The sequence below is a fragment of the Prauserella isguenensis genome (assembly GCF_014191605.1).
Taxonomy (GTDB): Bacteria; Actinomycetota; Actinomycetes; order Mycobacteriales; family Pseudonocardiaceae; genus Prauserella; species Prauserella isguenensis.
Map to the genome: position 1 here is coordinate 39,443 of NZ_JACHWU010000009.1, position 26,173 is coordinate 65,615.

The 26,173-nt window shown below is 69.7% G+C and carries 23 protein-coding genes; 9 read left to right on the plus strand and 14 right to left on the minus strand.

What is annotated here, in order from left to right; genetic code table 11:
• Positions 1-8: 8 nt before the first annotated feature.
• From FHS23_RS21685 to FHS23_RS21705, 5 genes are all read right to left on the minus strand, one after another.
• Positions 9-923 carry an ABC transporter permease gene (locus FHS23_RS21685; protein ID WP_183659085.1) on the minus strand — a complete coding sequence of 305 codons (915 nt, stop codon included), beginning with the start codon at positions 921-923 and terminating at the stop codon, positions 9-11.
• Positions 916-1,962 (minus strand): ABC transporter permease, encoded by a 1,047-nt coding sequence (locus FHS23_RS21690; RefSeq protein WP_343054168.1) that lies wholly within the window; start codon positions 1,960-1,962, stop codon positions 916-918. The genes FHS23_RS21685 and FHS23_RS21690 overlap by 8 nt, the downstream gene beginning before the upstream one ends.
• Entirely contained in the window at positions 1,926-3,542 is a 1,617-nt protein-coding gene (locus FHS23_RS21695; RefSeq protein ID WP_183659087.1) for an ABC transporter substrate-binding protein, read from the minus strand. The genes FHS23_RS21690 and FHS23_RS21695 overlap by 37 nt, the downstream gene beginning before the upstream one ends.
• 195 nt (positions 3,543-3,737) lie before the next feature.
• Entirely contained in the window at positions 3,738-4,160 is a 423-nt protein-coding gene (locus FHS23_RS21700; protein ID WP_183659089.1) for a pyridoxamine 5'-phosphate oxidase family protein, read from the minus strand.
• Positions 4,161-4,258: 98 nt separating this feature from the next.
• Positions 4,259-4,855, minus strand: a complete 597-nt coding sequence (locus tag FHS23_RS21705) for a TetR/AcrR family transcriptional regulator (protein ID WP_183659091.1) — start codon at positions 4,853-4,855, stop codon at positions 4,259-4,261.
• A gap of 459 nt (positions 4,856-5,314) precedes the next feature.
• Here FHS23_RS21705 and FHS23_RS21710 point away from each other — a divergent pair, with 459 nt between their 5' ends.
• The 7 genes from FHS23_RS21710 to FHS23_RS23640 all read left to right on the plus strand — a co-directional run bounded on the left by FHS23_RS21710 (position 5,315) and on the right by FHS23_RS23640 (position 12,453).
• Positions 5,315-6,808: an aldehyde dehydrogenase family protein gene (locus FHS23_RS21710; RefSeq protein ID WP_183659093.1), complete on the plus strand. Its 1,494-nt coding sequence runs from the start codon at positions 5,315-5,317 to the stop codon at positions 6,806-6,808.
• 108 nt (positions 6,809-6,916) lie between these two features.
• A complete protein-coding gene (locus FHS23_RS21715; RefSeq protein WP_183659095.1) occupies positions 6,917-8,503 on the plus strand; it encodes an APC family permease in 1,587 nt (528 codons plus the stop codon).
• A 17-nt stretch (positions 8,504-8,520) separates the two neighbouring features.
• Complete coding sequence (locus FHS23_RS21720) at positions 8,521-10,062, plus strand: GMC family oxidoreductase (RefSeq protein WP_183659098.1); 1,542 nt, start codon at positions 8,521-8,523, stop codon at positions 10,060-10,062.
• Between the two features lie 236 nt (positions 10,063-10,298).
• On the plus strand, positions 10,299-10,595 hold the full coding sequence (locus FHS23_RS21725) for a DUF6403 family protein (RefSeq protein WP_183659100.1): 297 nt from the start codon (positions 10,299-10,301) through the stop codon (positions 10,593-10,595).
• Positions 10,588-12,042, plus strand: coding sequence for a hypothetical protein (locus tag FHS23_RS21730; RefSeq protein ID WP_183659102.1), 1,455 nt, complete (start codon positions 10,588-10,590; stop codon positions 12,040-12,042). Before FHS23_RS21725 ends, FHS23_RS21730 begins: the two co-directional genes overlap by 8 nt.
• Entirely contained in the window at positions 12,039-12,347 is a 309-nt protein-coding gene (locus FHS23_RS21735) for a hypothetical protein (RefSeq protein WP_183659104.1), read from the plus strand. The genes FHS23_RS21730 and FHS23_RS21735 overlap by 4 nt, the downstream gene beginning before the upstream one ends.
• Positions 12,331-12,453: a hypothetical protein gene (locus FHS23_RS23640; protein WP_281372572.1), complete on the plus strand. Its 123-nt coding sequence runs from the start codon at positions 12,331-12,333 to the stop codon at positions 12,451-12,453. The genes FHS23_RS21735 and FHS23_RS23640 overlap by 17 nt, the downstream gene beginning before the upstream one ends.
• 78 nt (positions 12,454-12,531) lie before the next feature.
• Here FHS23_RS23640 and FHS23_RS21740 read toward each other — a convergent pair whose 3' ends face one another.
• The 5 genes from FHS23_RS21740 to FHS23_RS21760 form a co-directional block, all read right to left on the minus strand.
• Complete coding sequence (locus FHS23_RS21740; protein WP_183659106.1) at positions 12,532-13,146, minus strand: protein-L-isoaspartate(D-aspartate) O-methyltransferase; 615 nt, start codon at positions 13,144-13,146, stop codon at positions 12,532-12,534.
• Positions 13,147-13,534: 388 nt separating this feature from the next.
• Positions 13,535-14,773 (minus strand): alkaline phosphatase, encoded by a 1,239-nt coding sequence (locus FHS23_RS21745; protein ID WP_183659108.1) that lies wholly within the window; start codon positions 14,771-14,773, stop codon positions 13,535-13,537.
• Positions 14,770-15,474, minus strand: a complete 705-nt coding sequence (locus FHS23_RS23645) for an alkaline phosphatase (protein WP_183659110.1) — start codon at positions 15,472-15,474, stop codon at positions 14,770-14,772. The genes FHS23_RS21745 and FHS23_RS23645 overlap by 4 nt, the downstream gene beginning before the upstream one ends.
• A gap of 262 nt (positions 15,475-15,736) precedes the next feature.
• The gene (sbnB, locus tag FHS23_RS21755; RefSeq protein ID WP_343054169.1) at positions 15,737-16,774 is read right to left on the minus strand and encodes a 2,3-diaminopropionate biosynthesis protein SbnB; all 1,038 of its coding nucleotides are present in this window, start codon (positions 16,772-16,774) and stop codon (positions 15,737-15,739) included.
• A gap of 60 nt (positions 16,775-16,834) precedes the next feature.
• Positions 16,835-17,434, minus strand: a complete 600-nt coding sequence (locus FHS23_RS21760) for a TetR/AcrR family transcriptional regulator (RefSeq protein WP_221219944.1) — start codon at positions 17,432-17,434, stop codon at positions 16,835-16,837.
• A 105-nt stretch (positions 17,435-17,539) separates the two neighbouring features.
• Between FHS23_RS21760 and FHS23_RS21765 the strand changes: the two genes are divergently transcribed.
• Positions 17,540-18,589, plus strand: a complete 1,050-nt coding sequence (locus tag FHS23_RS21765) for an NAD(P)-dependent alcohol dehydrogenase (protein WP_183659115.1) — start codon at positions 17,540-17,542, stop codon at positions 18,587-18,589.
• A gap of 202 nt (positions 18,590-18,791) precedes the next feature.
• Positions 18,792-20,747 carry an arabinofuranosyltransferase gene (locus tag FHS23_RS21770; protein ID WP_183659117.1) on the plus strand — a complete coding sequence of 652 codons (1,956 nt, stop codon included), beginning with the start codon at positions 18,792-18,794 and terminating at the stop codon, positions 20,745-20,747.
• A 10-nt stretch (positions 20,748-20,757) separates the two neighbouring features.
• Here the strand turns inward: FHS23_RS21770 and FHS23_RS21775 are convergent, their stop codons facing one another.
• From FHS23_RS21775 to FHS23_RS21790, 4 genes are read right to left on the minus strand one after another with little or no spacing between them, the layout of a single operon-like run.
• Positions 20,758-22,062 (minus strand): TRAP transporter large permease, encoded by a 1,305-nt coding sequence (locus FHS23_RS21775; protein ID WP_183659119.1) that lies wholly within the window; start codon positions 22,060-22,062, stop codon positions 20,758-20,760.
• On the minus strand, positions 22,062-22,574 hold the full coding sequence (locus FHS23_RS21780) for a TRAP transporter small permease (protein WP_183659121.1): 513 nt from the start codon (positions 22,572-22,574) through the stop codon (positions 22,062-22,064). Before FHS23_RS21780 ends, FHS23_RS21775 begins: the two co-directional genes overlap by 1 nt.
• Before the next feature lie 6 nt (positions 22,575-22,580).
• Positions 22,581-23,615 carry a TRAP transporter substrate-binding protein gene (locus tag FHS23_RS21785; RefSeq protein WP_183659123.1) on the minus strand — a complete coding sequence of 345 codons (1,035 nt, stop codon included), beginning with the start codon at positions 23,613-23,615 and terminating at the stop codon, positions 22,581-22,583.
• Between the two features lie 12 nt (positions 23,616-23,627).
• Complete coding sequence (locus tag FHS23_RS21790) at positions 23,628-26,147, minus strand: glycoside hydrolase family 31 protein (protein ID WP_343054171.1); 2,520 nt, start codon at positions 26,145-26,147, stop codon at positions 23,628-23,630.
• Positions 26,148-26,173 lie beyond the last annotated feature (26 nt).

Genomic DNA, 26,173 nt, shown 5'->3' on the forward strand with positions numbered 1-26,173 from the left:
TGTCTCCCTCACAGGGCCAGCTCCGATCGGCGCCGGGGGACGAGCCGGTCGCGCAGGGTCGCGGCGATGCCGGCGGTCGCGAGCGTGGTCAGCACGAGCAGCACCGACGGGAAGGCGACGTTCCACCAGCCTCCGAGCAGCAGCTCCGACCGGGCGTCCGACAGGATGTTGCCGATGCTGGCCAGGTGCGGCGGCAGGCCGAGCCCGAGGAAGCTCAGTGCCGTCTCGTGCCACACCGCGTGCGGCAGCACGAGCACCGCCGACAGCGCGGCCTGCCCGGCGACGGCGGGAAGGATGTGCCTGCGCAGGATGTGCCCGCGCGTGGCGCCGCCCGAGATCGCCGCATCGACGAAGGGGCGGCGCCGCAGCGACAGCACCTCGGCGCGCACGATGCGAGCCACGGTGGTCCAGTGGGTGACCACGATGGACACGATCACGGCCGTCAGGCTCCCGCGGTACAGCGCCACGATGACGATGCCGAGCAACAGGTGCGGGACAGCGTTGACGGTGTCGAGCAGGCGCATGAGCAGCCGGTCGGGCCACCCCCCGAGGAATCCGGCCACAGCGCCGACGACGGTGCCGAGCGTGATCGTCCCGACGGCGCAGATCACCGCGACGAGGAGCGACACGCGCAGGCCCGCCAGCGTGCGGACGAACAGGTCGCGGCCCGCCTGATCGGTGCCGAACACGTGCTCACCGCTCGGCGGCCGCCGCACCTGTGTGTAGTCGAACAGCTGCTCGCTCGCGGGCCAGAGCCAGGGCACGACGATCGCCGCCAGCACCAGCACGCCGAGCAGGCCGGCGCCGACGCCGAGCCGCAGCCGCGCCCGGGCGCCCGCTCCGCCGCGCGGCGTGCCCGCCCGGGTCCGAGCGGCAGACCGCCATTCCCGCACCGAGCCGTCCACGACCTCCCGCTCAACCATCGGCGCGCACTCTCGGATCGGTCGCCACGGTGGCGATGTCGGCCAGCAACGAACCGAGCAGCACCGCGACGGTCGCCAGCAGGGCCAGCACCGCCAGCAGCGGGTAGTCGACCGCGAGGCCCGCCTCGACCATCGCCGAGGCGACACCCGGCCACGAGAACACGGTCTCCACCAGCACGGCACCCGTCACGAGCTCGGGCACGCGTGTACCCAGCACGTTCAGGAACGGCAGCAGCGCGGTCGGCAGCGCGTGCCCGGTGACGACCAGTCGTTCCGGCAGGCCCCGGGCCCGGGCACCGATCACGTGGTCGTCGGCGAGCGCGGTGAGCAGCGACTGCCGCAGGTGCAGCACCAGCCACGGCGCCTGCGACACGCCGAGCACGAGCGCCGGCAGGACGAGATGTTCGACGACCTGCGCGAACGTGGCGTCGGAGTCTCCGTCGGTCACCCCTGCGACCGGCAGCCACCCCAGGCCCAGCGAGAACACCCCGATCGCCGCGAACGCGACGACGAAGCTCGGCAGGCCCTCCATCCCCTGGCCGACCGCCGTCACGATGCGGTCGAGCAGACCACCCTGCCGCCACGCGGTCACGACGCCGAGCACCAGCGCCAGCACGGCGGCGATGACGATGCCCGTGCCCGCCAGCAGGAGTGTCCACGGCAGACGCTCGGCCAGCACCTCGGCCACGGGCTGATGGAACACCCGACTGGTGCCGAGGTCACCGGTGACGATCCCGCCGAACCAGTGTCCGAACTGGACGACTATGGGATCGTCGAGACCCAGTTCGACACGGGTGTGCGCCAGCTGCTCGTCGCTCGCGGTGAAGACGTCCTCACCGTAGTACTGGTGGATCGGGTCGAACGGCGACGCGGCGCCCAGGAGGAACACCCCGCAGGCGACCACGAGCAGGACCGGCACCGCCAGTGCGATCCGCCGCAGCACGAGGACGCCGACGGCACGACGCCGGGACACGGCGCCCCGCTCGGCCCCCACCCCGGCGTTCACGACGCAGCCGTCCAGTTCTGCACGTTCCACCACGGTCCCCAGGTCAGACCGTGCGTGTGCGGTTCGACCACCGGCCGGTAGCCGCGCCACCCGGCGTCCCGCAGCACGTAGCTGTGGTCGAGGAAGGCCAGGAACACGAACCCCGGGTCGTCGCGCAGCTCCCGCTGCACGTCGCGATAGGCCCGCGTGCGCGCACCGGGCGAGGACGCCGTGCGCGCACGGTCGAGCGCATCATCGACATCGGAATCCGAGTAGAACCCCGGGTTGTTGTAGCCGTCGCCGCCGTACGACGAATGCAGCAGCGGGTACGCGACCAGGTCCGGTTCGAACGGGTTGCCGCCGCCGAGGACGACGGCGTCGCGCGCCATCCGCGGTTCGATTGCCTCCCAGCCGAGCCCTTCCAGGCTCACGTCGACGCCGACGGCGCGGGCGTCGGACGCGAACGCCTGCGCGAACAGTTTCCGCACGCTGTCGTCGGCGGGGTACAGGAGCGTGAACGCCGCCCGGGTGCCGTCTCGGTTGCGGACGCCGTCGCCGCCGGTCCGCCAGCCTGCGCGGTCGAGGATGCGGCGCGCCTCGGCCCTGTCGAACGGGAACGCCGAGGAGGGTTCGTGCAGGTCCCCGAGCACGGGCGGGATCGGCGTGCTCGCGGGCCTGCCGTGTCCCCCGAGGATCGCGTCGATCATTCCCTCACGGTCGACGGCGTGGTTGAGCGCGCGGCGGACGGCGAGGTCTCCGGTGACGGGATGGCGCGTCGGGAGCGTCACGGCACGGTGGTCGGCGGTGCGGTGGTGGACGACGCGGTAGCCGTCGAGGTCGCGCAGGGTGTCGGCGAGCGCGGGCGGGAGGGATGCGCCGTCGAACTCGCCCGCGCGCAGGCGCTGGGCGCGCGTGTTGTCGTCGCCCGCGAAGACGACGGTGATGGTGCGCACCGCAGGCCGACCGCCCCAGTAGTCGTCGTTGGCGGTCAGCACCATGCGGTCGCCTCTACGCCATTCCGCGAGTTCGTACGGCCCGGTGCCGACGGGGTGACTGCCGAACGACGAGGTGTGGAGCGGTTCCGGCTCCGCTCCGGGACCGGGGTCCAGCGACTCGGCGGGCACGATGCCGAGCGTCAGTTTGTGCGGCAGCGGTGCGTAACGGTGGGCGAGGTCGAACCGGACCGTGTGGTCGCCGACGGCACGCACCGAGTCGATCATCTCGTACTCCGACGCCACGGTGGCCGCGTAGCGCGGATCGGCGAGCGAGCGGTACGTGGCGACGACGTCGGCGGCCGTGAACGCGGACCCGTCGTGGAACCGGACGCCGCGCCGCAGCGGCACCGTCCACGTGAGCCCGTCCTCGGACGCGTGGGCCCGACCTGCCGCGAGCGCGGGGCGAAGCTCGCGGTCGGCGCCGTAGTCGTAGAGGCCGTCGAAGATCTTCGACGCGCCTTCCTGACCGTGGCCGAGCAGCGGGTGCAGACTCTCCTCCTCGTACGCCGCGGCCAGTACGAGGCCGTCGTTGCCGGTGTCGCCACCACTGCCCTGCGGCACGGCACATGCGGCGGAGACCCAGGTCAAGGCAGCGAGGGCGCACACAAGCAGGCGGCGGTACATGCGTCTTCGCGGCATGCCCACCTCCTCCCACACTCGCGGCCCACAGCTACACGTCAAATTATCTTTTCAGTTGGTCAGATGAAAAGCCGAGGCTGGCGAACGGGTCGTCAGCGCGTCCCACTCGCGGCGGACCTCGCCTACGGCGTCTCCGCCGGAGCCGCCGCGAACCCCCTGTCCGGGGCGAGCTCTCGACCCACGAGGCCGGACCGGTCAGAGCGAGCCCATGTCGGCCGACAACCAGTGCTCGGGCCGCATCGTGATCACCGTGTGCTCGCCCAGGTGCGTACGCTCGAACTCCAGGAACTCCTCGGCCTGCTCCGCGGCCAGATACCGGACGGCCATCTCGACGGACAGGTCGTGACTGTCCTCCGAGAACTCAGCCGGACCTTCCACGCTGACGTACCGGATGGTCGGCTCCACCCGCTGCACCATCAGGCTGAAGCGGCCCGCGGCGCGAATGGCCCGTGCCTTACGGGACTCGGGCCCGGTGCGGATCCAGAGGTTTCCACCGAGCGTGTACTGGTACCAGATCGGCACGTTCAGCGGCGCCCGTTCGGCCGATTCGACCACGGACAGTGCGCCGATGTGCGGTTGTGCCAGGAATTCTTCGCGTTCTTCCACTGTGAGCGCCATGACTCGACGCTAACGCCGGCCACCGACATCCGCCGGATGCTCCGACCCGGACGGCCCGACCACGACAGCAGGACCCGCCGCATCACGGCAGCGGTCCGTCAGCGGTCGAGGAGCCTGCGGAACGACGCCTCGACGTCCGCTCGTTCGGGGAGCTGTTCGCGCACGATGCCCTGTAGCTGCCAGCCGCAGAACAGCACCGACAACGCACGGCCGGTCGCGGCGTCGGTGTAGCCGGCGAACAGCTCGGCCAGCGCGGTGTCCCACTCCTGGCTGACGTGCTGCAGCGCGGGCCGGTGCAGTGCCGCGATGTAGAGCTGGTGTTCGACGATCGTCTTCGCGCGCGCCGGCCCGAGGTAGTGCAGTACGAGTTCCGCGAGCGCCTCGGCGAGGTCACCCCCGGCGTCCAGTCCGGCGGCCCAGCTGCGCAGGTGCTCGACGTCGTCGTCGGCCGCCTGCCGGAGCGCACTGGCCAGCAGGTCGTCGAGCGTCTTGAAGTAGTAGGTCGTCGAGCCGAGCGGCACGCCCGCGGCCGCGGCGACCTTCCGGTGCGTCAGCTTCTCGACCCCGACCTCGGCGACCACCTCGATGGCCGCGCGCGCGATGCGCTGCCGCCGGTCCGGATCCCGCTGCCCGGCCGCGCGCGCACCGTTCGACCGCGGCGTCGGGCCTGCGGGGGTCGCATCGGGGGTAGTCACAGTCTCGGAATCCTCGTCTCTGACGTGTCACGTTCGGTCCGTTCACCCTGCCATGCAGGCGGACCGAAGCGGTGCGGCGCAGATCACCGGTGCCGCGAATCCACTGCTCGGCGGCGCATTTTCACCCACTCGAACCGAACCGCCGAATTCGTTGGTGTACAGATGTACAGGTCTGGTGTTAGTGTCCTCCACCGACGCCGCACGGCCCGCGAGAAAACGCGATCACGGGGAAACCCTCCGCGACCACGTCGCCCGCGCCGAAGACCGTTTCCCACGCGCGGAATCGCCGGGAACGCGGTGTCCAGGAAACGGTGCGCGGCACCGGATCCGCGCGCCCAGGCGGCCCCGGGAAACCGCACGAACAACGCATGCGACCCGGCGGGAGCGGACACGCGAGCCGCCGGGGAACGCTACCGAAGAAACGAACGCCGACGAACGAGGAAAAGGGCGGAAACGACCATGCCGCACGCCGACAATTCGGCTGCCACGCTGTTCATCGACGGCGAATGGAGAACCGCCGCGGGCGGACACACGAGAGAGATCCGCTGCCCCGCGGACGGGACACTCGTCGCCACGGTCGCCGAAGCGAGCCGCACCGACGCCGAACAGGCCGTGGCCGCCGCGCGCCGGGCCTTCGACGACGGCGCGTGGCCGTCGAGCTCGGCGTGGGACCGCGGCGACCTGCTGCTGCGCGTGGCCGACATCCTGGCGCGCGACAAGGCCGAGTTCGCCCGCGCGGAATCACTCGACACCGGTAAACGGCTCGTCGAGAGCGAGTTCGACATGGACGACATCGCCGCCTGTTTCCGCTATTTCGGCAAGCTCGCGGGCACCGATTCCGGACGGGTCGTCGACACCGGCACGCCCGATGCGATCAGCCGCGTGCAGTACGAGCCCGTCGGGGTGTGCGGCATGATCACGCCGTGGAACTTTCCGCTGCTGCAGGTGGCGTGGAAGGTGGCGCCCGCGATCGCCGCCGGTGACACGTTCGTGCTCAAGCCCAGTGAGTTGACGCCGAGCACCGCGATCCTGCTCATGCAGGCGCTCACCGAGGCCGGACTTCCCGCGGGCGTCGGAAACCTGGTGCTGGGCGCGGGCGCCGAGGTCGGCAGCGTGCTCGCCGAGCACCCCGACGTCGACCTGGTCTCGTTCACGGGCGGACTCCACACGGGACGCACGATCTCCGCGCTGGCGGCACCGACGGTGAAGAAGGTCGCGCTCGAACTCGGCGGCAAGAACCCGAACGTCGTGTTCGCCGACGCCGACTTCGACACGGCCGTCGACTTCGCCCTCACCGCGATCTTCCTGCACTCCGGCCAGGTGTGCTCCGCGGGCGCACGGCTGATCGTACAGGACGAGCTGCACGATCAGCTCGTCGACGAGATCGTGCGCAGGGCGGAGCGGATCCGCATCGGCGGGCCCTTCGACGACGACGCCGAGACCGGTCCACTGATCTCGGAGGGTCACCTGCGCAAGATCGAGGACTACGTCGCCAAGTCGGTCACCGAGGGGGCCGTCCTGCGCACCGGTGGCGGACGTCCGGAGGGTGAGCGCTACGTCGATGGCCACTTCTACCTGCCGACCGTCCTCGACGAGGTGCAGCAGGGCTCGTATGCCGTCACCGAGGAGTCGTTCGGGCCGGTGCTGACCGTCGAGCGGTTCACCGACGAGGACGACGCCGTGCGGATCGCCAACGACACGCACTACGGCCTCGCCGGGGCCGTGTTCACCGGTGACCCCGCCAAAGCCCAGCGCGTGGCGAACCGGCTGCGCCACGGCACCGTCTGGATCAACGATTTCCACCCGTATCTGCCCCAGGCGGAATGGGGCGGCTTCAAGCAGTCCGGAATCGGCCGCGAACTCGGCCGCGGCGGTCTGGGTGAATACCAGGAAGCCAAGCACGTCTACCAGAATCTGCGACCCGGACCGCAGCACTGGTTCTCCGGCGAATAGGCCGGAATCACGGCGCGGAATCCCCTCGCCGCATTTTTCGCACTACGCAGGAAACGACCACCCGGGACACGTGTGTCCGCACACCGCCCCGGGAAAGGAGTTCAGGGCATGAGTGCGCCCAACCACGACGCCGGACTCGGCGAGTTCGGCTACACGAACAAACTGAAACGCAGTCTCGGCGGATTCCATACGTTCGCCGCAGGGATCAGCTACATCTCGGTGCTCACCGGCACCTTCCAACTGTCCTATTTCGGACTCGGCCTCGGCGGCCCCGCCTACTGGTGGTCCTGGCCGATCGTATTCGTCGGGCAGTTGCTGGTGGCGTTGAGTTTCGCCGAGCTGGCCGCGCGCTATCCCATCGCGGGTTCGGTCTACAACTGGGCGAAGAAGCTCGGCGGACGCCACGTCGGCTGGCTCGCCGGCTGGATGATGCTGCTGGCCTCGATCGTGTCGATCTCGGCCACGGCACTGGCCTACCAGAACACGCTGCCGCAGATCTGGGAAGGATTCCAGTTCGTCGGCGACGGCGGCAACGCCACGGACGCGGCCGTCAACGGAATCGTCCTCGCGATGCTGCTGATCCTGTTCACCACGCTCGTCAACGCCTACGGCGTACGGCTGATGGCCCGGATCAACAGCACGGGCGTGTTCATCGAGCTGGTCGCCGCGGTGGCACTGATCGTGGCGCTGGCGCTGGTCGTGGTGAATCCGCCGACCGTCGTGTTCGAGACGGCCGGCACCGAGGCCGCCCACGGCGGCAGCTACCTGACGGCGTTCCTGGTGGCCGGGATCGCCTCGTCGTACGTCATGTACGGCTTCGACACCGCGGCCTCGCTCGGCGAGGAGTCGATCGACCCGCACCGCAACGCTCCGAAGGCGATCCTGCGGGCGCTGGTCGCGTCGTTCGTGCTCGGTGGTCTGATCCTGCTGTTCGGCATGATGGCCATCCGCGACCTCGACGCCCCCGAACTCGGCGTCTCCGGCCTGCAGTACGTGCTCAGCGACGCGCTCGGCCCGTTGGTCGGCAGGCTGTTCCTGCTGGGCATCTTCGTGGCGATCACCGTGTGCGTGCTGGCCGTGCACACCGCGGCGATCCGCATCATGTTCGCCATGGCCCGTGACAACGCGCTTCCCGGTGGCAAGCGGCTCGCGCGCGTCAGCCCGCGGTTCCGGACGCCCGTGCTGCCCGCGGTGTTCATCGGAGTGCTAGCCGTCGTGCTGCTGCTGGTGAACATCGGCCAGCCGCAGATCTTCACCGCGGTGACGTCGCTGGCGATCATCCTCATCTACATCTCGTATCTACTGGTCACTATCCCGATGCTGGTCGCACGGCTACGCGGGAAGTGGCGGCCGACGAAGGAGGAAGGCCGGTTCAGCCTCGGCAGGCTCGGTCTGCCGATCAACGTCCTCGCCGTCGTCTGGGGTCTGGGCATGACGGTGAACCTCGCGTGGCCGCGCACCGAGGTGTACAACGCCGAGCCGCCACACCACTGGTACCTGCAGTACAGCGCCGTGTTGTTCGTCGGGATCGCGGCCGCGGGCGGATTCGCGTACTACTGGTTCGTCCAGCGGCACAGGGTCGGCGTGCTCGCCGACCACGCCGCCGAGACGTCCGCACCGGACTCCACCGCCTCCGGGTCCCACGACGACACGACCACGCCGACGACCGACCGCGAAGCCTCGAGCCTCGCCTGAGCCGGAAGGGAATTCCCATGACCGATCAGTTCGACTACGTCGTGGTGGGCGGTGGCAGCGCGGGCGCCGCGGTCGCATCGCGCCTGTCCGAGGACCCCGACGTCACCGTGTGCCTGCTCGAGGCCGGACCGTCCGATGTGGGCGATCGCAACATCCTCGAGCTGAACCGCTGGATGGCACTGCTGGAGTCCGGTTACGACTGGGACTACCTCATCGAGCCGCAGGAGAACGGCAACTCGTTCATGCGGCACGCCCGTGCGCGCGTGCTGGGTGGCTGCTCGTCGCACAACTCGTGCATCGCGTTCTGGGCGCCCGCCGAGGACCTCGACGAGTGGGAGTCGATGGGCCTGCCGGGCTGGGGCGCGAAGGACGTCTTCCCGTTGTACAAGCGGCTGGAGACCAACGACGGCCCCGGTGAGCACCACGGCCGCAGCGGTCCGGTGACCATCCGCACCGTCCCGCCGAACGACCCGTGCGGTGTGGCGCTGCTCGAGGCGTGCGAGCAGCAGGGCATCCCGACCACGGAGTTCAACTCCGGTACGACCGTGACCCGTGGGGCGAACTGGTTCCAGATCAACGCCCGCGAGGACGGCACTCGCTCGTCGTCGTCGGTGTCGTATCTGCATCCCGTGCTCGACCGGCCGAACCTGGAGATCCGGACGAACGCGTGGGCGAAGAAGGTCACCTTCGACGGCACCCGCGCCACCGGGGTGCAGTACCTCGACGACGACCAGATCCACACGCGCGCCGTCACCGCCCGCCGCGAGGTCGTGCTGTCGACGGGCGCGATCGACACGCCGAAGCTACTCATGCTGTCCGGCATCGGCCCGGCCGAGCACCTGCGCGAGTTCGGCGTCGACGTGCTGGTCGACTCCCCGGGCGTCGGCTCTACGTTGCAGGACCACCCCGAAGGTGTCATCAGCTGGGACGCGAAACAGCCGATGGTCGCCGACTCGACGCAGTGGTGGGAGATCGGCATCTTCACCCCCACCGAGGACGGCCTCGACCGGCCGGACCTGATGTTCCACTACGGCTCGGTGCCGTTCGACATGCACACGGTGCGGCAGGGCTATCCGACGTCGGAGAACGCGTTCTGCCTGACGCCGAACGTCACCCGTGCCCGCTCCACCGGTACGGTTCGCCTGCGCAGCAGGGACTTCCGCGACAAGCCCGCCGTCGACCCGAGGTACTTCACGCATCCCCACGACATGCGCGTCATGACCGCGGGCGTCACACTCGCGCGCAAGATCGTCGAGCAGCCCGCGATGCGCGACTGGGCCGGCGCCGAGCTCTTCCCCGGGCCGGATGTGCGCACCGACGACGAGATCGCCGACTACGTCCGCCGCACCCACAACACCGTCTACCACCCGGCGGCGTCCGTCCCGATGGGCGCCGAGGCCGACAAGCCGCTCGACGAGCGGCTGCGGGTGAAGGGCGTGCACGGGTTGCGCGTGGCGGACGCCTCGGCCATGCCGTTCCTCGTGGCGGTGAACCCCAACATCACCACGATGGCCATCGGCGAGAAGTGCTCCGACATGCTCAAGGCCGACAACGCCTGACGCAGGGCGGTGTCCGCACCGTCTCGCCACGTCCGGGTGCGGTCCCCCGGTACCCGGCCGCGGCGGAGCCTGCCCGCGTCGCGAACCCCGAGCGCGCCGCGGGCACGGTCCCCACGGCGTGGCCCCTCCCGGATCTCAGTCCGGGAGGGGCCACGCGACCGGGCCCGGAGTGTGACCTGCGCCCGAGATGTCGGGTATCGGCCCGGCCGCGGCGGCTCATCGGTGATACTCCTGCGGTGACATGGACGATCTGGCTGATCGGCGCGCTCGTGCTGATCAGCGCCGGTGTGGCGAGCGCGTACCTGCCCCGGCTGCGCGCGCACGCGGACCGGAAACGCGCGGCCTGGGCGACGGCGACAGCGGCGATCGCCGCCGCGGGTGTGAGCCGCGACGCCTGCACCGCCGATGTTCCCGAAGCACGGCGACTGCTCGCCGAGGCCGAGGCGCTGAGCGGTGGCCCGGCCGCGGCCCGGGTCGCGACGGAGCTGGCCGAACGGGCCGACCCGCTGTGGCGGGAGGCGCGCGATGGCTGACCGCACTCTCGGCCTCGCCCGTTGGGTGCTGGCGGGCGTCGCCGTCACCGTCGCGGTGGTCTTCCTCCTCCACCAGCGCCAGGGCGACATCGACGTCAGCTACGGGCAGTCGCCGTCGTCGGATTACGAGGAAGGTGACGCGGGCGAGCTGAGCGGCCACTCCGCACCCTCCACCGCCGAGATGGTCCGGCGCGTGCAGGCCGAGCCCGTCGTCCGGCTTCCGGGGTCGAACGCGACGTGGCACCGGCGGTGGCTGCGCGAGCACGTCGGCATCGACGGCGTGCGGCTGCTGTTCGCCCCGCCGGGGCTCGACGAGCAGGATACCGAGCGGGTGCGCGACGTCGCCGAGGATCCCGCCATCGTCGACGCGCCGTTCGAGCTGGTCACGGTCACCGGCACGAAGGTCCGCAGCGGCGTGTACACGGCCGTTCCCGACGACGTCGACGGGTTCCAGCGGCAGTTCGCCGCCGGCGACGTCACCGGGCTGCTCGCCGCGGTGATCACCGGTATGCGGGACGAGGGCGACCCTCCGGCGGCCCCGCGTGTGGCGTGGCGTGAGCCCACGACTGCCGAGGTCGACGCCGTGGCCGCCGACCTGGAACGCGACGGGGTTCACGTGGCCGAGGGCGCGACGCTGTCGGACGTGCCCGGCAACGCCTCGAACGCGTTCCCCGACACCGAACCGCTGGTCGTCGCATTGCCACGACAAGACACCGCGTTGCCGCGACAAGACGGCGCATCGCCGCGGCAGGACACCGCGCTTCCGCGGCAGGACACGGGCCGGCCGGTTCCGGACTACGCACCGGCCCTCGCCGACCGGTTCCCGGACACTCCGGTCGTCGTCGTGTACGGCTCCTACATCGACTACGCCGGTCCGCACCGCGACGAGTTCTACGAGGTTGCGACCGCGGGGGTGTACGGCATGCTCGGCGACCGCCTCGGCCGGTACGACTACCCGCAGGACAACGTCCTGTTCGCGTGGCTGAACAAGGTCACCGACATCCGGTATGCAGGCCTGTTCGACCGGCCGCTGCCGTATCAACCGTTCGACCCGCTGCAGGTCACGATGCCTGCGCTGCCGTTCGTGTTCGCCGGGTGTGTGCTGGGCTTCGTCGTGCTGTCGGTGACCGCGCTGCGCCGCAGGCCCTCGCACGGCAGGCCACCGACGGTGCGGTTGGCCGCGCTGTCGGCGTTGTCGGTCGAGGTGTCGGGGCTGACGACGGAGACCGGCAACCCGTCGTTGACCCGCGCGATCACGCACCTCGACGCGGCGAAGGAACTCGACTGCTCCCTCGTGGCCACCAGGAACGCTCACAAGCTCCTGGACAAGGCCGAGGAGGAACTGAGCGAGACGGCGCGGCTGATCGGGCGTCGTGACTACGAGCCGCGGCGCTACGTCATGGGCTGGGAACCGTCGTCGCAGGCTGGGGAGTGTGGTCGGCGGTGACCGTGTTCAAGAAGCCGTTCACACCGGCCGTCCTCGTCGCCGTCGCACTCGCGGGCTGGGCGGCGGTCAGCGGCGGGCTGTTCGACGGTCCGGTCGCGAGCACGCTCCGCGCCTCGTCGGTCCACGCCGCGCCGGACTACGACCTGGACACGTACGCCGCGGAACGCGTGATCGGCAACCGCAAGCTCACCGTCGGGTTCCTCTCCCCCGACGACGACGCGAGCGAGGTGTGCGACGACGTCGCAGCGGAACTTCGTCACGCGCTACCGCGGTCTGGTCGACGACTATGTGGCTCTGACCCGTGACGTCGCGGGCGCGGACGACGAGAATCTGAACGCGCTCGTCGAGCAGGCACGCGAGCTGCACCGGAAGGCCACCGCGCTGCAGGATGCGACGCCGGCACCGGTGTGACGGCCGGCGCGTGCTGCGCGGAGACGTCCGCGCGGGACCGCAGGCTCCGGACCCGCCGGCCCCGGCCGTCGCCGCGGGTCACTGATCGCTGGTCAGTGGCACGAACGCAACGGGCATGAGGTCCTCGCGACGCCCGCCCCGGACCCGGACGAGCTGCCCGGTGTCCCCGGCTCCCACCGGGCACACCAACGTCCCGTCGGGAGTGAGCTGGTCGAGCAACGCGCGAGGGATGTCACCGGCCATGGCCGCCACGGAGACGGCGTCGAACGGGGCCCGGTCCGGGGCGCCGCGGGTTCCGTCCGCGTTGCGGACCTCGACGTTGTCGTGACCGAGTTCGGCGAGCAACTCACGCGCACGACCGGCGAGCTCCGGCTGCCGCTCGATCGCCACGACCCGACCGGCGCACAGGGACAGCACCGCCGCGGCGTACCCGGTCCCCGCGCCGACCTCCAGCACCTCGTCGCCGGGGTTCAGGTCCAGCATCTCCGCCATCCGGGCGACCATGTCCGGCGCAGAGATCGTCTGGCCCGCGCCGATCGGCAGCGGACTCTCGTCGTAGGCCTCCCCGGCGCTGTCCGGGTGGACGAACCGTTCACGGGGAACGACGGCCATGGCATCGAGCACCCGCGCATCGGTGACCCCGGCACGCCGCACTCGCGCAACCATCGCCTCACGGGCCTCTTCCGTACTCATCCGGCCAACCTCGTTCTCGTTCCGCGCGACCTCGACCCGTGGTCTACCCCGCCGCTGCGCCGTCGAATCACCCGTGGCGGCGCACCACGTGCGCGTGTTCTGCACTCGCGGGGCCGTGTTGCGGTTTCAGGGGCGCGTATTGCGGATTCAGGGGCGCGTGTTGCACTTCCGCGTTTCCCACGGAGGACGCCCCGGTCGGCGCGTGGGCGGGTGCTGCACCGTGCGCCGCGACCACGTGAACGTCGACGCTCGACCGTTGCCGTCGGGCCGCGCGGGCCCGCCTCGATGAGATCGATGTCCGGAAAGACGGAGGAGGCACGGTCACGGCTGCCGATCGAGGCCCGTCGGGGCCGTGGCCACACCGGACCACGGCCCCGAACGCCGAGTGTCAGCTGCGCGCGTCGACGCCGAGCGCGTCGATCACCGCGAAGAAGACCTCCGTGTTGTCGAGTACGCCGTTGAAGCGGGCCGCACCCGGACCGGAGGTACACACACCGACGTCCTCGACTGTGTGCACGCAGTTCGTCTCCTCACCCGGCAGGTTGCCGACCTGCAGCTCGGCGCCGGGGTCGCGCTCCGGGTTGTCGACGGCCTTACCGGTGTCCTCGTCGGTGAGCGCGGGCTCGGCGAAGGCGTGGTTGTGCTGGAAGTCGTCGGTGTGGTCGGGGTGGTTGGACCAGCCGAAGAACAGCTGCACGTCGGGGTTCGGGTCGTCGGGGAACCCGTCACCGTCCTCGTCCGAGTAGGTCGGGTAGTCGGCGTCGCCGTAGACGCCGTTCGCGTCACGGCCCGCGGCGTCCCGGCGGTCGTGGGTGCCGACGATGCTCATCGAGTGGTTGTGGTCGGCGGTGACCACGACGAGCGTGTCGTCACGTCCCTGGGCCCACCGCTTGGCGACACCGACGGCCTGGTCGAGCTCGATCGCGTCGTACACGGCACGCGGGCCGTCGAGCGGGTGCTCCATCTTGTCGATCGAGGCACCCTCCACCATGAGGAAGAAGCCGTCCTCGGAATCCTCGAGCACCTTGAGTGCGGCCTCGGTCATCTCGGTCAGCGTGGGCTGATCGTCCCACTTGCCGAGCACCTCGGGCTTCTTGACGTGTTTGCGGTCGAGGTAGACGTTCAGATTCCCGGTGTGGAACGTGCCGAGCAGTTTCTCCGGAGCCTTGCCCCGCACCGCACGTGTCAGCTCGGCACTCGTGGTGACATGCGTGAAACCCTGGTCGGCGAACTCCTTCACGAGGTCGCGGTCGTCGTCGCGCGAGGAGTCCTCGTGCGACTGCGGCAGCAACGACGCCAGCCCGCCGCCCAGGTACACCGTCGGCTGCTGCTCCTCGCGCAGCGACTGGTCCATGATCTCCTGGTACTCGGACCGGCGACGCGTGTGCGCGAACACCGCGGCGGGGGTGGCGTCCTGAATCTCCGCGGTGGTCACGACGCCGATCTTCATGCCGCGGACGCGTTTGAGCAGTTCGGCCATCGTCTCGACCCGCGGGTGCTTGTTGGGGTCGGGCTCACTGCCCTCGTAGACGCCCATCGCGTTCACCGACGACTTGTGCCCGCACATGTACGCCGACATCGAGTTGGCCGAGTCGGTGGCCAACGCGTCCATTCCGGACGTGGTCACCAGCCGCGGTAGTCCATCCGGTCCATTTCGAGCAGACCGTGGTACTTGCCCTCGGTCAGCCCCTTCGACAGGATCCGCGCCGCGGTGACAGCCGGCTGGCCCATGCCGTCGCCGAGGAAGAAGATCACGTTCTTCGCGGGCGCGGCAGGGGCTTCTGCGAGGACGACCTCGTGACCGACCTCGTCCTTCGACGTCCGGTTGCCCGACCGCACCTTCGCTTCGACGGTGTAGTCGCCGGGTTCGGGATAGTGCAGACCACGGTAGGTGATCTCGAGGCTGTCGTCGGCGGAGCTGGTCCGTTCGGGTTCGCCGACGAGGATCTCCGCCGGGCCCTTCGGCCCCTTCACACGGATGTCGATGCGTGCCGTCTGCGGGTCGACCCCCACGGCTTCGACCCGAAGGTCGAACGTGGCGCCCGCGAGGAACTTGGCCCGGTCGATCGGCAGGACGGTGATCTCGGCGGCGTCGGGCCCGCCCCGTCGCCGAGGGCGCGTGCGCTGGGTCAGCGCGTGCGGGTCGGCGGCCTTCAGCGGCCCCACCGGGCTGCGGCTCCCGGCGGGGCCCGCCTGCGCGGCTGCGGACTGCGCCGCGGCCGGTTGTGCGCCCAGCCCGACGATCGCCGCCGCTGCGGCACCCCCGCCACCGGCCGCCTGCAGCAGTGCTCGCCGGCTCAGGCCGCCCTGTCCGTCGTTCTTGTTCATCTGTGTCGCCCTCCGCGCCCGCCGTGGCCCGCGATCGGCCACGGCCTGGAATAGGTCCACCTCCCACTCCAACGGCCGATTTCCTCGACCCACTGAATGAAAAGTGACGCAACGGGATACAGAAGCACAAAAGTGTCGATATGCCGCAAATATCACACTCGAATTTTTGTTTTATTCAGAAAGAACCTTGACGGTGGTCTCGACCTCCACCGCACAGGTCCAGACCTTGCCCGCGGGCGCGGCGTCGGCCGCGAGCGTGGTGTCACAGAGCGAAGAAGTCCCCGATGAGCTGTCCACCACCGCGCGCGGCGACCTCGTCGTACACCCAGCCACCGATCGCGACGTCGAGTACGCCCATTCCGAACGGCGAGAAGAGCGCCGGCTTCCCCGGTTCCCTCGCGAGATCGCCGCGCACGACGTCGGCGATCGTGCCGTGCACGAACTCCCGGTGGCCGACCTGCTGCTCGGCGAGGTGCAGCGACGTCCGCTCCCGGACGGCGTGGTCGACGTCGTCGGTGACGTTGGTGGCGGTGAGCACGAGCTCGGGGGCGAAGTCGCGCAGCGAGATGTGCAGCACCACCGGAGCGTCGGCGAGCAGCGCGGGATCGGTCAGATGCGGCGTCCCGGCCACCGTGGCGACCACGACCAGGTCCGCACCGGCGAACGCGCCGGCGACGTCGTCGACGACCGTCACGGGCGCATCGGGACCGTCGGCGGCGAGCACACCGGCGAACCGCTCGGCGTTGCCGCGGTCGGTGTCGAACAGCGCGAACTCACCGACCTGCCACGACAGGTCACGCAGGAACATCCGCACGTGGTCGCTGATCAAGCCCGTGCCGACGAATCCGACCTTGCCCGCCCTGCGCTCACCGAGCAGTTCCTGCGCGCCCAGCACAGCGGAGGCCGCCGTGCGCGTCGCGGAGACGATCGACGCCTCGAGCAGCGCGTACGGGTAGCCGGTGTCGTAGTCGTTGAGCACCATCGTCGCCGAGGCCCGAGGAAAGCCGTGGGCGACGTTGCCGGGGTAGCTGGCGATCCATTTGATGCCCGACCGCGGCGCGGCACCGTCGTCGAGGAACGCGGGCAGCGCGATGATCCGGTCCCGCGGCCGGTCGGGAAAGCGCAGGAAACTCGAATGCGGATTGCTGCTCGCACCGTCGGCGTGCGCCAGGTAGGCGGCACGGACGGCGTCCAGGGCGCCTTCGCGATTCCCCTCGATCGTCGCGGTCACGTCCGCGGCGCCGATGACGCGCAGTCCTTCGGGCGGGCGCGGGCCGGTCTCGATCGGTCCCTCGGTCACGTGCGGTCCTCCTCGTCGGTTCAGTGGTTCTCGGGTCGGTTCAGCAGTTCTCGGGTCGGTTCAGTGGTTCTCGGAGTGCCGATGGCCCTCGATGACGAGCCGGGCCGCGGCGACGGACTTGCGCACCACCAGTTCGGGCGCGTAGCCGTGCTTCGTGAACACGCCGTCGAGCCAGAACATGCCGTAGCCGTGGGCCTGCGTGAACAGCTGCTCCATGAGTTCGAGCGCGTTCTCGGGCCGGTCGGAGACCGCGAAGCACAGCATGAGGAACCGGTCCGTCAGCCGCCGGGTCTGCTCGTGCAGTTCGATGTACTCACCGCCCTGAAGCCCGTCCGCGTAGATGACGTTCATGCCGGCGCGGCGTTCGATGACGTACTCGGTGTAGGCGCCCGCCGCCGCGGAGAGCGCCTCGGCGGGGTCGGCGATGCCGTCGGCCGCGGCGGCGACCCGGTCGGCGAGCCTGCTCGCGACGGCCGTGGCGACGGCGGCGAGCAGGCTCTCCCGCTCGGGGAAATGCCGGTACGGCGCACCCGGGCTGACCCGCGCACGGCGGGCCACCTCGGCCACGGAGAACCCGGCGACCCCCTGCTCTGCGATGAGGTCGAGCGCGACGCGGACGAGCTCGTCACGAAGCTCGCCGCGGTGGTACCGGTCACCCATGGCCGTGATCACATTTCTACATCGGAATATGTAAGACCCCTCTCACGTCGTTACGTGAGAGGGCCCTTACATCGGGCCTCGTGATCGAGTATCTCAGGAGTTCTGATGAGCACAACGACGCACGCCATCGCCGCGCCCGGCCCTGGGGCGCCGCTCGAGCAGACGACGATCGAGCGGCGCGACCTGCGTCCCGACGACGTCCTGATCGACATCGCCTACGCGGGTATCTGCCACAGCGACATCCACCAGGCCCGCGGCGAATGGGGCGAGGCGATCTTCCCGATGGTGCCCGGGCACGAGATCGCGGGCACGGTCGCCGCGGTCGGCTCCGCGGTGACCGAGTACCAGGTCGGAGACCGGGTCGGCGTCGGCTGCATGGTCGACTCGTGCGGCGAGTGCGAGTACTGCCAGGCGGGCACCGAGCAGTTCTGCGTCAAGGGCAACGTGCAGACCTACAACGGCGTCGGCTTCGACGGCGAGCCCACCTACGGCGGCTACAGCCGGCAGGTCGTCGTCACCAGCGCCTTCGTGTGCCGGATCCCGGACGGCATCGGCCTCGACGTCGCCGCGCCGCTGCTCTGCGCGGGCGTCACCACCTACTCGCCGCTGCGCCAGTGGGGCGCCGGCCCCGGCAAGAAGGTCGCGGTCGTCGGCCTCGGCGGCCTGGGCCACATGGCGGTGAAGCTGGCGGCCGCGATGGGCGCCGAGGTGACGGTGCTGAGCCAGAGCCTGAAGAAGCAGAAGGACGGCAAGCGGCTCGGCGCGACCGACTACTACGCCACCGCCGACGAGTCGACCTTCGACGTGCTGCGCGGGCGGTTCGACCTGATCCTCAACACCGTGTCGGCACAGATCCCGGTCGACGCCTACCTCGGGCTGCTGCGGACCGGCGGCGCGATGGTGAACGTCGGCGCGCCCGGCGAGCCGCTGTCGTACAACGCGTTCTCACTGATCGCGGGCAACAAGGCGCTGGCCGGTTCGATGATCGGCGGCATCCCGGAGACCCAGGAGATGCTGAACTTCTGCGCCGAGCACGGGATCGGCGCAGAGATCGAAACGATCTCTGCCGACGACGTCAACGAGGCCTACGAGCGCGTGTCGGCCAGCGACGTGCGCTACCGCTTCGTGATCGACACCGCCACGATCGGCGCCTGACGACTCCACCGGCGGCCCGGGGGTCTCTCCTCCGGACCGCCGGTGGCCATCGTGCATCTGCCACTCGGCGCAGAGACAGGACGACCTGCGTGCGGGCACGTCCACCACCCACAGCGACCACCACCACAGCGAGCCGTGACCATGCGATGGCGACGCCGCAGCACACGCAGTGCCGACGATGGGCGGCTATAGAGTGCCGAGCGTGAGTACCACCACGCTGGGAGCCGACGTGAACACCGACGCGGACGAGAAGGACCTCGACGCACCGGGCCCGCGGCAGCCCGCGGGCGGTGTCACACGCCGGGTCGCGCGGCGGATCGGACGTCGGATCGGACCGTCCACCACGGCCATCGCAGGCTACGTCGCCATGATGGCGCTGTCGTGGCTGCTGGTCGAGGTAGCCGGCCTCAGCCCGCTCACCCTGCGCGGGGCGGTCACGCCGATCGCCGCCGGAGCCGTGGTCGCCGTCATCGCGATCGCACTGGCGATCCGGTTCGCCTCCGACCGCCTCGCGGGCGCGGTCGCGGGTCTGTACGCGGGCTGGATCGGTCTGGTACTCATCAACGCGCTGCACGGCACGCCCTTCGGCCACAACGAGCTGCACAACTGGGACACCGTCCGGATGTCCGCGCTGGCCAACCGGCTGACCACCACGTGGCGCAGCACCGACGCGTTCCTTCCCGGACTGCCGTCCGAGTACCCCGTGCTGTATCCGTGGCTGGTGGCCCGCGCCTCCGAACTTCTCGACCGGCCCACCTGGAGCCTGGTCGGGGGCATGGAGATCCTGTTCATCTCGGCGTCGGCGCTCGTGGCCTTTCTGCTGTGGCGCAGGCTCACGACCCCGCCCGTCGCACTGGCCATGGCCGCCGTCGCCCCGGTCGTGTTCATGCACGGTCACAAGAGCTACGAGATCCTCACCCTCGCGGTGTTCGTGCCGTGGGCGCTCGCCACGTTCGCGGGCCTGTCGCGCGAGCGGGGCGGTCTGCACTGGCTGCCCGCGGGCGTCATCGGTGGGCTGTTCGTCTGCACCTACACCGGGTACCTGGTGTTCGGCGCGGCAGGCGGACTGGCGATCATCGCCGCACGGCTGCTGCGACCGAACCGCAAGCCGTACCTGCTCCATCTCCTCGGCGTGCTGGTGACCTCGGTCGTCGTGTCGTCGTGGTACGTCGTCCCGCTGGTGTGGGCCTACCTCACGAAGACGCGCAACGTCGTCTCCGACACCTATCCGAACATCGTCATCGGCGAGGATCCGGTGCCGCTGCCGTTCCTCGAGGTCACCCCCATCGGACTGCTGACTCTGGTCGGACTGTTCGGCCTGTTCTGGTACCGCAAGCGCGAATGGTGGGCCCTGCCCATGCTGCTGTTGCTCGGCGGCATCTACCTGTACTGGGCCGTCTACATGGTCCAGTTGGTCGGCAACGGGCACACCGGGTTCCTCGTGAAGATCCCCCGCATGGTGACCATGGTGCTGGTGACGGCCGGCGTGCTCACGCTGGTGCGCGCGGCAAAACCGCTGGCCGAGCGGTTCCGGCTCGTACCGCCGCGCAGTGTCGGCGTCGCCGCACTGGCCGTGCTGCTGGTGTCGTCGGGACTGCTGGCGTGGGACAAGTGGACACCCGGCAACCCCAAGGGTTTCGCCGACGCGGAACCGCAGGTACAGCAGTCTCAGCTCGAACCCAATCCCGCGCTGCACGCCCACATGCAGCCGGGCCCCGACGGCGAACCGTCCAGGTTCGTCCCGCGAGACCTGGTCGCCACGCCGATGCCCGCGGACCGGATCGCCGCCGAGGTCGAGGCACGACTCGGCCCCGACGCGCGGCCGATGTCACTGTCGACCGACATGCGGCTCTACGCCTACGAGCTCTGGTGGGGCTACCTGCAGCGCGGCCACTACTCGGCCAACAGCCTCATGCGCTACACCGATCGGTCGGCCGAGCTGGAGAAACTCGAGGCGATCACGGATCCCGAGCGGTTCGCGGCCGCGTCGGCCGACACGCGGTTCGGCGGCATCGACGTGTTCGTGCTGCGGAAGGACGACGGCGGCTGGTACTTCAACAACCGCGTCACCTTCGACCCCGCGTCCTTCCGCGGCGGCGCGTTCGACATCGTCGACGACCTGCCTGCCGGCCTCGTGCTCGCCGTGCGGAATCCGTGATCCCCCGGCATCACTCGAGCAGGCCCATCACGCCGGGCAGCCCGAGCGACAACTCGGGCACGAACGTGACGGCCAGCAGTACCACGATGAGTCCGGCGAAGTACGGCAACAGTTTCGGCACGACCTGTTCGATCGACACGCCGCTGACGCCGGTGCCGACGAACAGGACCGAACCCACGGGCGGAGTCATCGTTCCGATGCACATCGCGAGGATGAGCACCATGCCGAAGTGGACCGGGTCCATTCCGAGTTCCTCGGAGATCGGCAGCAGGATCGGCGTGAAGATGAGGATCGCCGGCGTGATGTCCATGAACGTGCCGACGATCAGCAGCACGAGGAGCATCAGCAGCAGGATGACCGTCTTCGAGTCGGCGACCGACAGCAGCGTGTCCGTGATGGCCCCCGGGATACCGGTGTAGGCCATCACCCAGGACATGCCCGCGGACGCGGCGATGAGGAACATGACGATGCCGGTCGCGGTGACCGTGCGGGTCACGACCTCCTTGAGATCCCGCCACGACATGCTGCGGTACGCCAGCGCCAGCACCAGGGTGTACAGCACGGCGATGCCGGCACCCTCGGTCGCGGTGAAGACGCCGAACACGATGCCGCCCACCACGACGACGATCAGCAGCAGTCCGGGCACGGCCCTGAGGAGCACCCGCGCGGCCTCGGCCATCCCGACTCGGCCCAGCTTCGGGTACCGCTGCCGCCGCGTGAACACGTACGCGATCGTCATGATCACGAGGCCCATGAGGATGCCCGGTACGTATCCGGCCATGAACAGCGCCGACACCGACACCCCGCCCGCGACGGTCGAGTAGACGATCGCGGCCGTCGTCGGCGGGATGAGCAGGCCGGTCGGGGCGGAGGCGACGTTCACCGCGGCACCGAACGCGGGGTCGTAGCCCGCCTCCTTCTGGCGGTCGTGCAGGGTGCTGCCGACCGCGGCGGCCGACGCGACGGCCGAACCGGACAGGGACCCGAACAGGGTGTTGGCCAGCACGTTGGTGTGAGCCAGTGCGCCCGGTACCCGTCCCACCGCGACGAGCGCGAGGTCGACGAGTCTGCGGGCGATGCCACCGGTGTTCATGATGTTGCCCGCGAAGATGAACAGCGGGACGGCCAGCAACGAGAAGCTCTCGATGCCGACGTTCATCTGCTGGCCGACGATGTAGGTGGCGTCATCCCACGGCAGGAACATCAGCGCGGTCACCAGCGAGGCGACACCGAGCGAGACCGAGATGGGCACGCCGGAGAACAGCAGGATGAGGAAGGCGCCGAACAGGATGGCGGCCGCGGTCAGAGCACCCATCAGTCTGTCCCCTCCGTCTCGATCGGGACCTCACCGGTGAGGTCCTCCCAGATGTTGAGCACCTGCGCGAACACGATCGCCACACCGGCGATCGGTCCGATCGTGTAGACCAGGCCGCGCGACACTCCCAGCAACGCCGAGTAGTTGGTGTCCGCGCTGAGCGCGAGCATCGTGCCGCCGATCACCAGCACGACGACGGCGAACACCAGCACGAGGACGTCCGTGCCGACGATCAGCCCGCGCTGCACCGGAGGCGCGAACTTGTCCCGCAGGAACAGCAACGACATGTGCTTGCGGTGCAGGAAGGCGTACGCGGCGCTGATCATCGACGTCCAGATGAGGGCGTAGCGCACGAGTTCCTCGGTGAAGGCCGCGGGCGTTCCCAGCACGTAGCGGGTGAACACCTGGTACAGCACCAACAGGGTCATGAGGACGAGCAGGGTGCCCGCGACGGCGGCGAGGACGCCGCCGAGTACCCGCCGGACCCGGTTCAGGCGATCGCGTGTGGTCATAGATCCTCAGTTCCTTCCCGACTCGATGACCGAGAGGAGCTGTGCGACCTCCGGGTACTGCGCGGCGTATCGGTCGACGACAGGCCGGGTGGCCTTCCGGAAGGCCTCGGTGTCGACGTCGGTGACGAACCGGACGCCCATCTCCTTCGCCTCGGCGACCGACTCCTCGATGCGCTTCGCCCACGCGACCTTCTGCCGCTCGGTCGAGGCACGGGCGGCCTCGGAGAGCAGTTTCGCGTCGGCCGGGGAAAGCCGGTCCCACGTCTCGGTGCCGATCACGAGCATGTCCGGGATCCAGGTGTGCTCGGTCATCGAGAACACTTTGGACACCTCGCCGTGCGCGCTGTCGGTCAACACGGTCTCGTTGCTCTCTGCGCCGTCGATCAGGCCGGTCTGCAGCGAGGTGTAGGTGTCGCCGAAGGCCATCACGACCGGTGCGGCTCCAAGCGCACCGACGAAATCGGTCTGGGACCGCATGTCCTGCACGCGCAGCTTCAGCCCCCGCAGGTCCGCCGGCTTCCGCACGGGGGTGCCCCGCGTGTAGAACGACCGCGCACCGGAGCTGTAATAGGTGAGGCCGAGGAATCCCTTGTCCGCCGTGGAACGGAAGTACTCCGCCATCTCGGGCGAGTCCATCACCTCGTGGAACTCCCGCTCGGAGTCGAACAGGTACGGCAGGCCGAAGGTGTGGTAACCGGGGTCGTAGGTCGCCAGTCCCGGCGCGCTGACCCGCGTCATGTCGACGATGCCCTCGTGGAGCTGGCCGAGCACGTCCGGTTCGTCGCCCAGCTGGCCGTTGCCGTAGATCTTCACCACGATCCGGCCGCCGCTGCGCCGCTCGACGTCCTCGGCGAACGAGGCGAGCGCCTGGGAGGTGACGTGGTCGTCGCCGAGGTTGTTCGCCAGGGTCAACACCAGCGGGTTCTGCGGTGTCGCCTCGACGCTCGTCCGTGCGCCCGACGTGGGCGCGCACGCGCCCACGGCCGCGACGAGGATCAGGGCAACGATGCCGCTGATGCCACTGATCAGTCGGTTCCTCATGGCCTGCCTTCCTCACATGCCGATCATGTCGACGGGCTCGAACGAGACGTCGACGGTGAGATCACCGCCGGGATCGGGGGTTTTGATCAGCACGGACCCGAGCCCGATGTCGTAGTGCCAGCCCATCTCGGCGGCGTCGAACCGGCCGCGGTGCAGGAACTGCGGGAGGCGCTCGCCGTCGAGGTCGACGCGGTGCGGACACCGCCCCGGCCGGACGACGTCGAACAGCAGCCTCTGGACGGAGCTGCGGTACTCGCCGCGCCGGGACAGCTGCACCTGCACCCGCTCCCCTGCGCTCATGCGGACCTCGGTCTCTCGGAACGCGCCCCGTTCGTGATCGCGGGTGAGGCCGTCGTCCTCGTACAGCGTGAACCGTCCGTCCCGGTCCGGGACACAGATCAGCCGCAGCTCCGTCACCTCGTCGCGGGTGAGGCTGTCCAGGCGGTTCTCCGCGAGCGGCACGATGCCGCCGCCGCGCAGCAGCAGCGGGATGGAGCCGAGATCGACCGGCCTGTCCACGACCCGGCCGCCCTCGTGGCGTTCCCGGGTCCAGAAGTCGTAGAACACCTCGCCCGCGGGCAGGTGCACGCTGCGGGTGTCGAGCCCCGGGTCGAGCACGTTCGCGACGAGCAGCGAGTCGCCGAGCATGAAATCCTCGAAGACCTCGTCGACGGCCGGGTCGTCCTGGAAGACGCTGACCAGCGGCTCCATGATCGGCCCGCCGGTCGCCGCGGCCCGCGCCGTGAGCGAGTACAGGTACGGGAAGAGCCGGTAGCGCAGCTTGATGGCGTCCCGGACGTAGTGCGTGTGGTCGGGGTACATCCACGGTTCGGTCACCGTGTTGTCGGAGTTGACCGAGTGGATCGACAGCCGCGGCTGGAAGACGCCGTGCTGGACCCAGCGGACCAGCAGCTCCGGATCCGGCGCGGGCCCATGGAATCCGCCGATGTCGCAGCCGTGGTGCGGAAAGCCGGACAGGCCCATCCCGAGGATCGTGGCGACGTTGTGCCGCAACGACTCCCACGACGTGGCGTTGTCACCGGCCCAGCTCTGGGCGTAGCGCTGGATGCCGGCGTGACCGGAACGGCACACGATGAACGGCCGGGCGTTCGGCGCCGTCTCCGCGACGGCGTCACGACTCACGTGGCACATGAGATTCGGCATCACGCTGCGCAGCCGGCCGATCGTCGATCCGGCGCCCTCGAAGTCGACCCGGGAGTCGGTGTCGACGATGCCGTCGTACTCGCAGTTGTCGTTCCACACCGACGTCGTGCCCTTCCTCAGCACCGCGTCGGTGAGCCAAGCCCGCCACGCCTCCCGCGCGGCGGGCTTGGTGAAGTCGACGAACCGGCCCTGCCCGCCCCACCAGGCCCCGACCGCGGGCCCTTCGCCGTGAGCCTCGGCGGCGTCGGCGCTGCGGGTGACGAAGACGTCCTGGTCGCGAAATTCCTCGAGTCCAGGGTGGACGTCGAGGACGCCGGGCTTGACGTTCGGTGACACGGTGATGCCGCACTCGGCCATCGCCGCGAAGAAGGCCTCGGGGTCGGGGAACCGGCGCTCGTTCCACGTGAAGACGCATCGCTTCGGCCCGGCCTCGGTGTCCTGGGTGGTGTAGCCGGACGAGAGCTGGAACCCGTCGACGGGGATTCCCTCTTCCCGGGCGAGGTCGATGAAATCGGTGATCGCCCTGTCGCCGTCGGAGTCCACTTCGGAGTAATACATGGACGAGGCCAGGTAGCCCAGCGCGTACTTGGGCAGCAGCGGCGGCCTGCCGGTGAGTGTCGCGTAGCGCCGCACCACGTCCCGCATACCCGGACCCGCGATGAGGAAGAGGTCGACGTCGCCGCCGTCCGCGCGGTAGCGGCTGTGCGGGGGCCAGTAATTGCTCCGCTGCCTGCCGAGATCGAATTCGCAGTCGTAGGTGTTGTGGTAGAAATAGCCGACCGCTTTCCGGTTCTCCCGGTTCAACTTGAGATAGAACGGGATGTGTTTGTACAGCGGATCGGTTTCGCGTGGGTCGTAACCGAGCGCATCCTTCGGGCTCATCGTGATGAGCTTCTGCGCCTTGTTCAGCGGACCGGTGGTCTCACCGAAACCGTAGAAGGCGTCGCCGGCGGAGATCTCGCTCGTGTGGCTGCGGCGGCCGTTCGCGTCGGCCAGGTAGCCGAGCCCGGCGACGTCGGAGTGCAGCAGGGTTCCCTCGGCGTCGTGGACGCGGATCCGGAACGGGTCCTTCTCGATGTCCACCCGCAGGTTCCCGCCGGTCATGCGGACGTGGTCGCCCCGGTCGTCGAGTTCGAACGGCTCCGGCACCACCCGGGTGCGTTCGGCGCCGAAGAACGCGTCGAGCCGGTCGGGCCACGCCGTCGTGGTCAGCGTGTAGGACTCCTCGGCGAAATCGCCGTCGAAACCGGCTCGAATGCGCAGAATGCCGTCGGCCACGACGACGAGCCGGATTTCGACACCGTCGGTGTGAATCCGGACCCACTCGCCTGCCCGCTGCACTCGTTCGACTCGTGATGTGACACGCACGGGAACTTCTCTCGATCCGACGAATT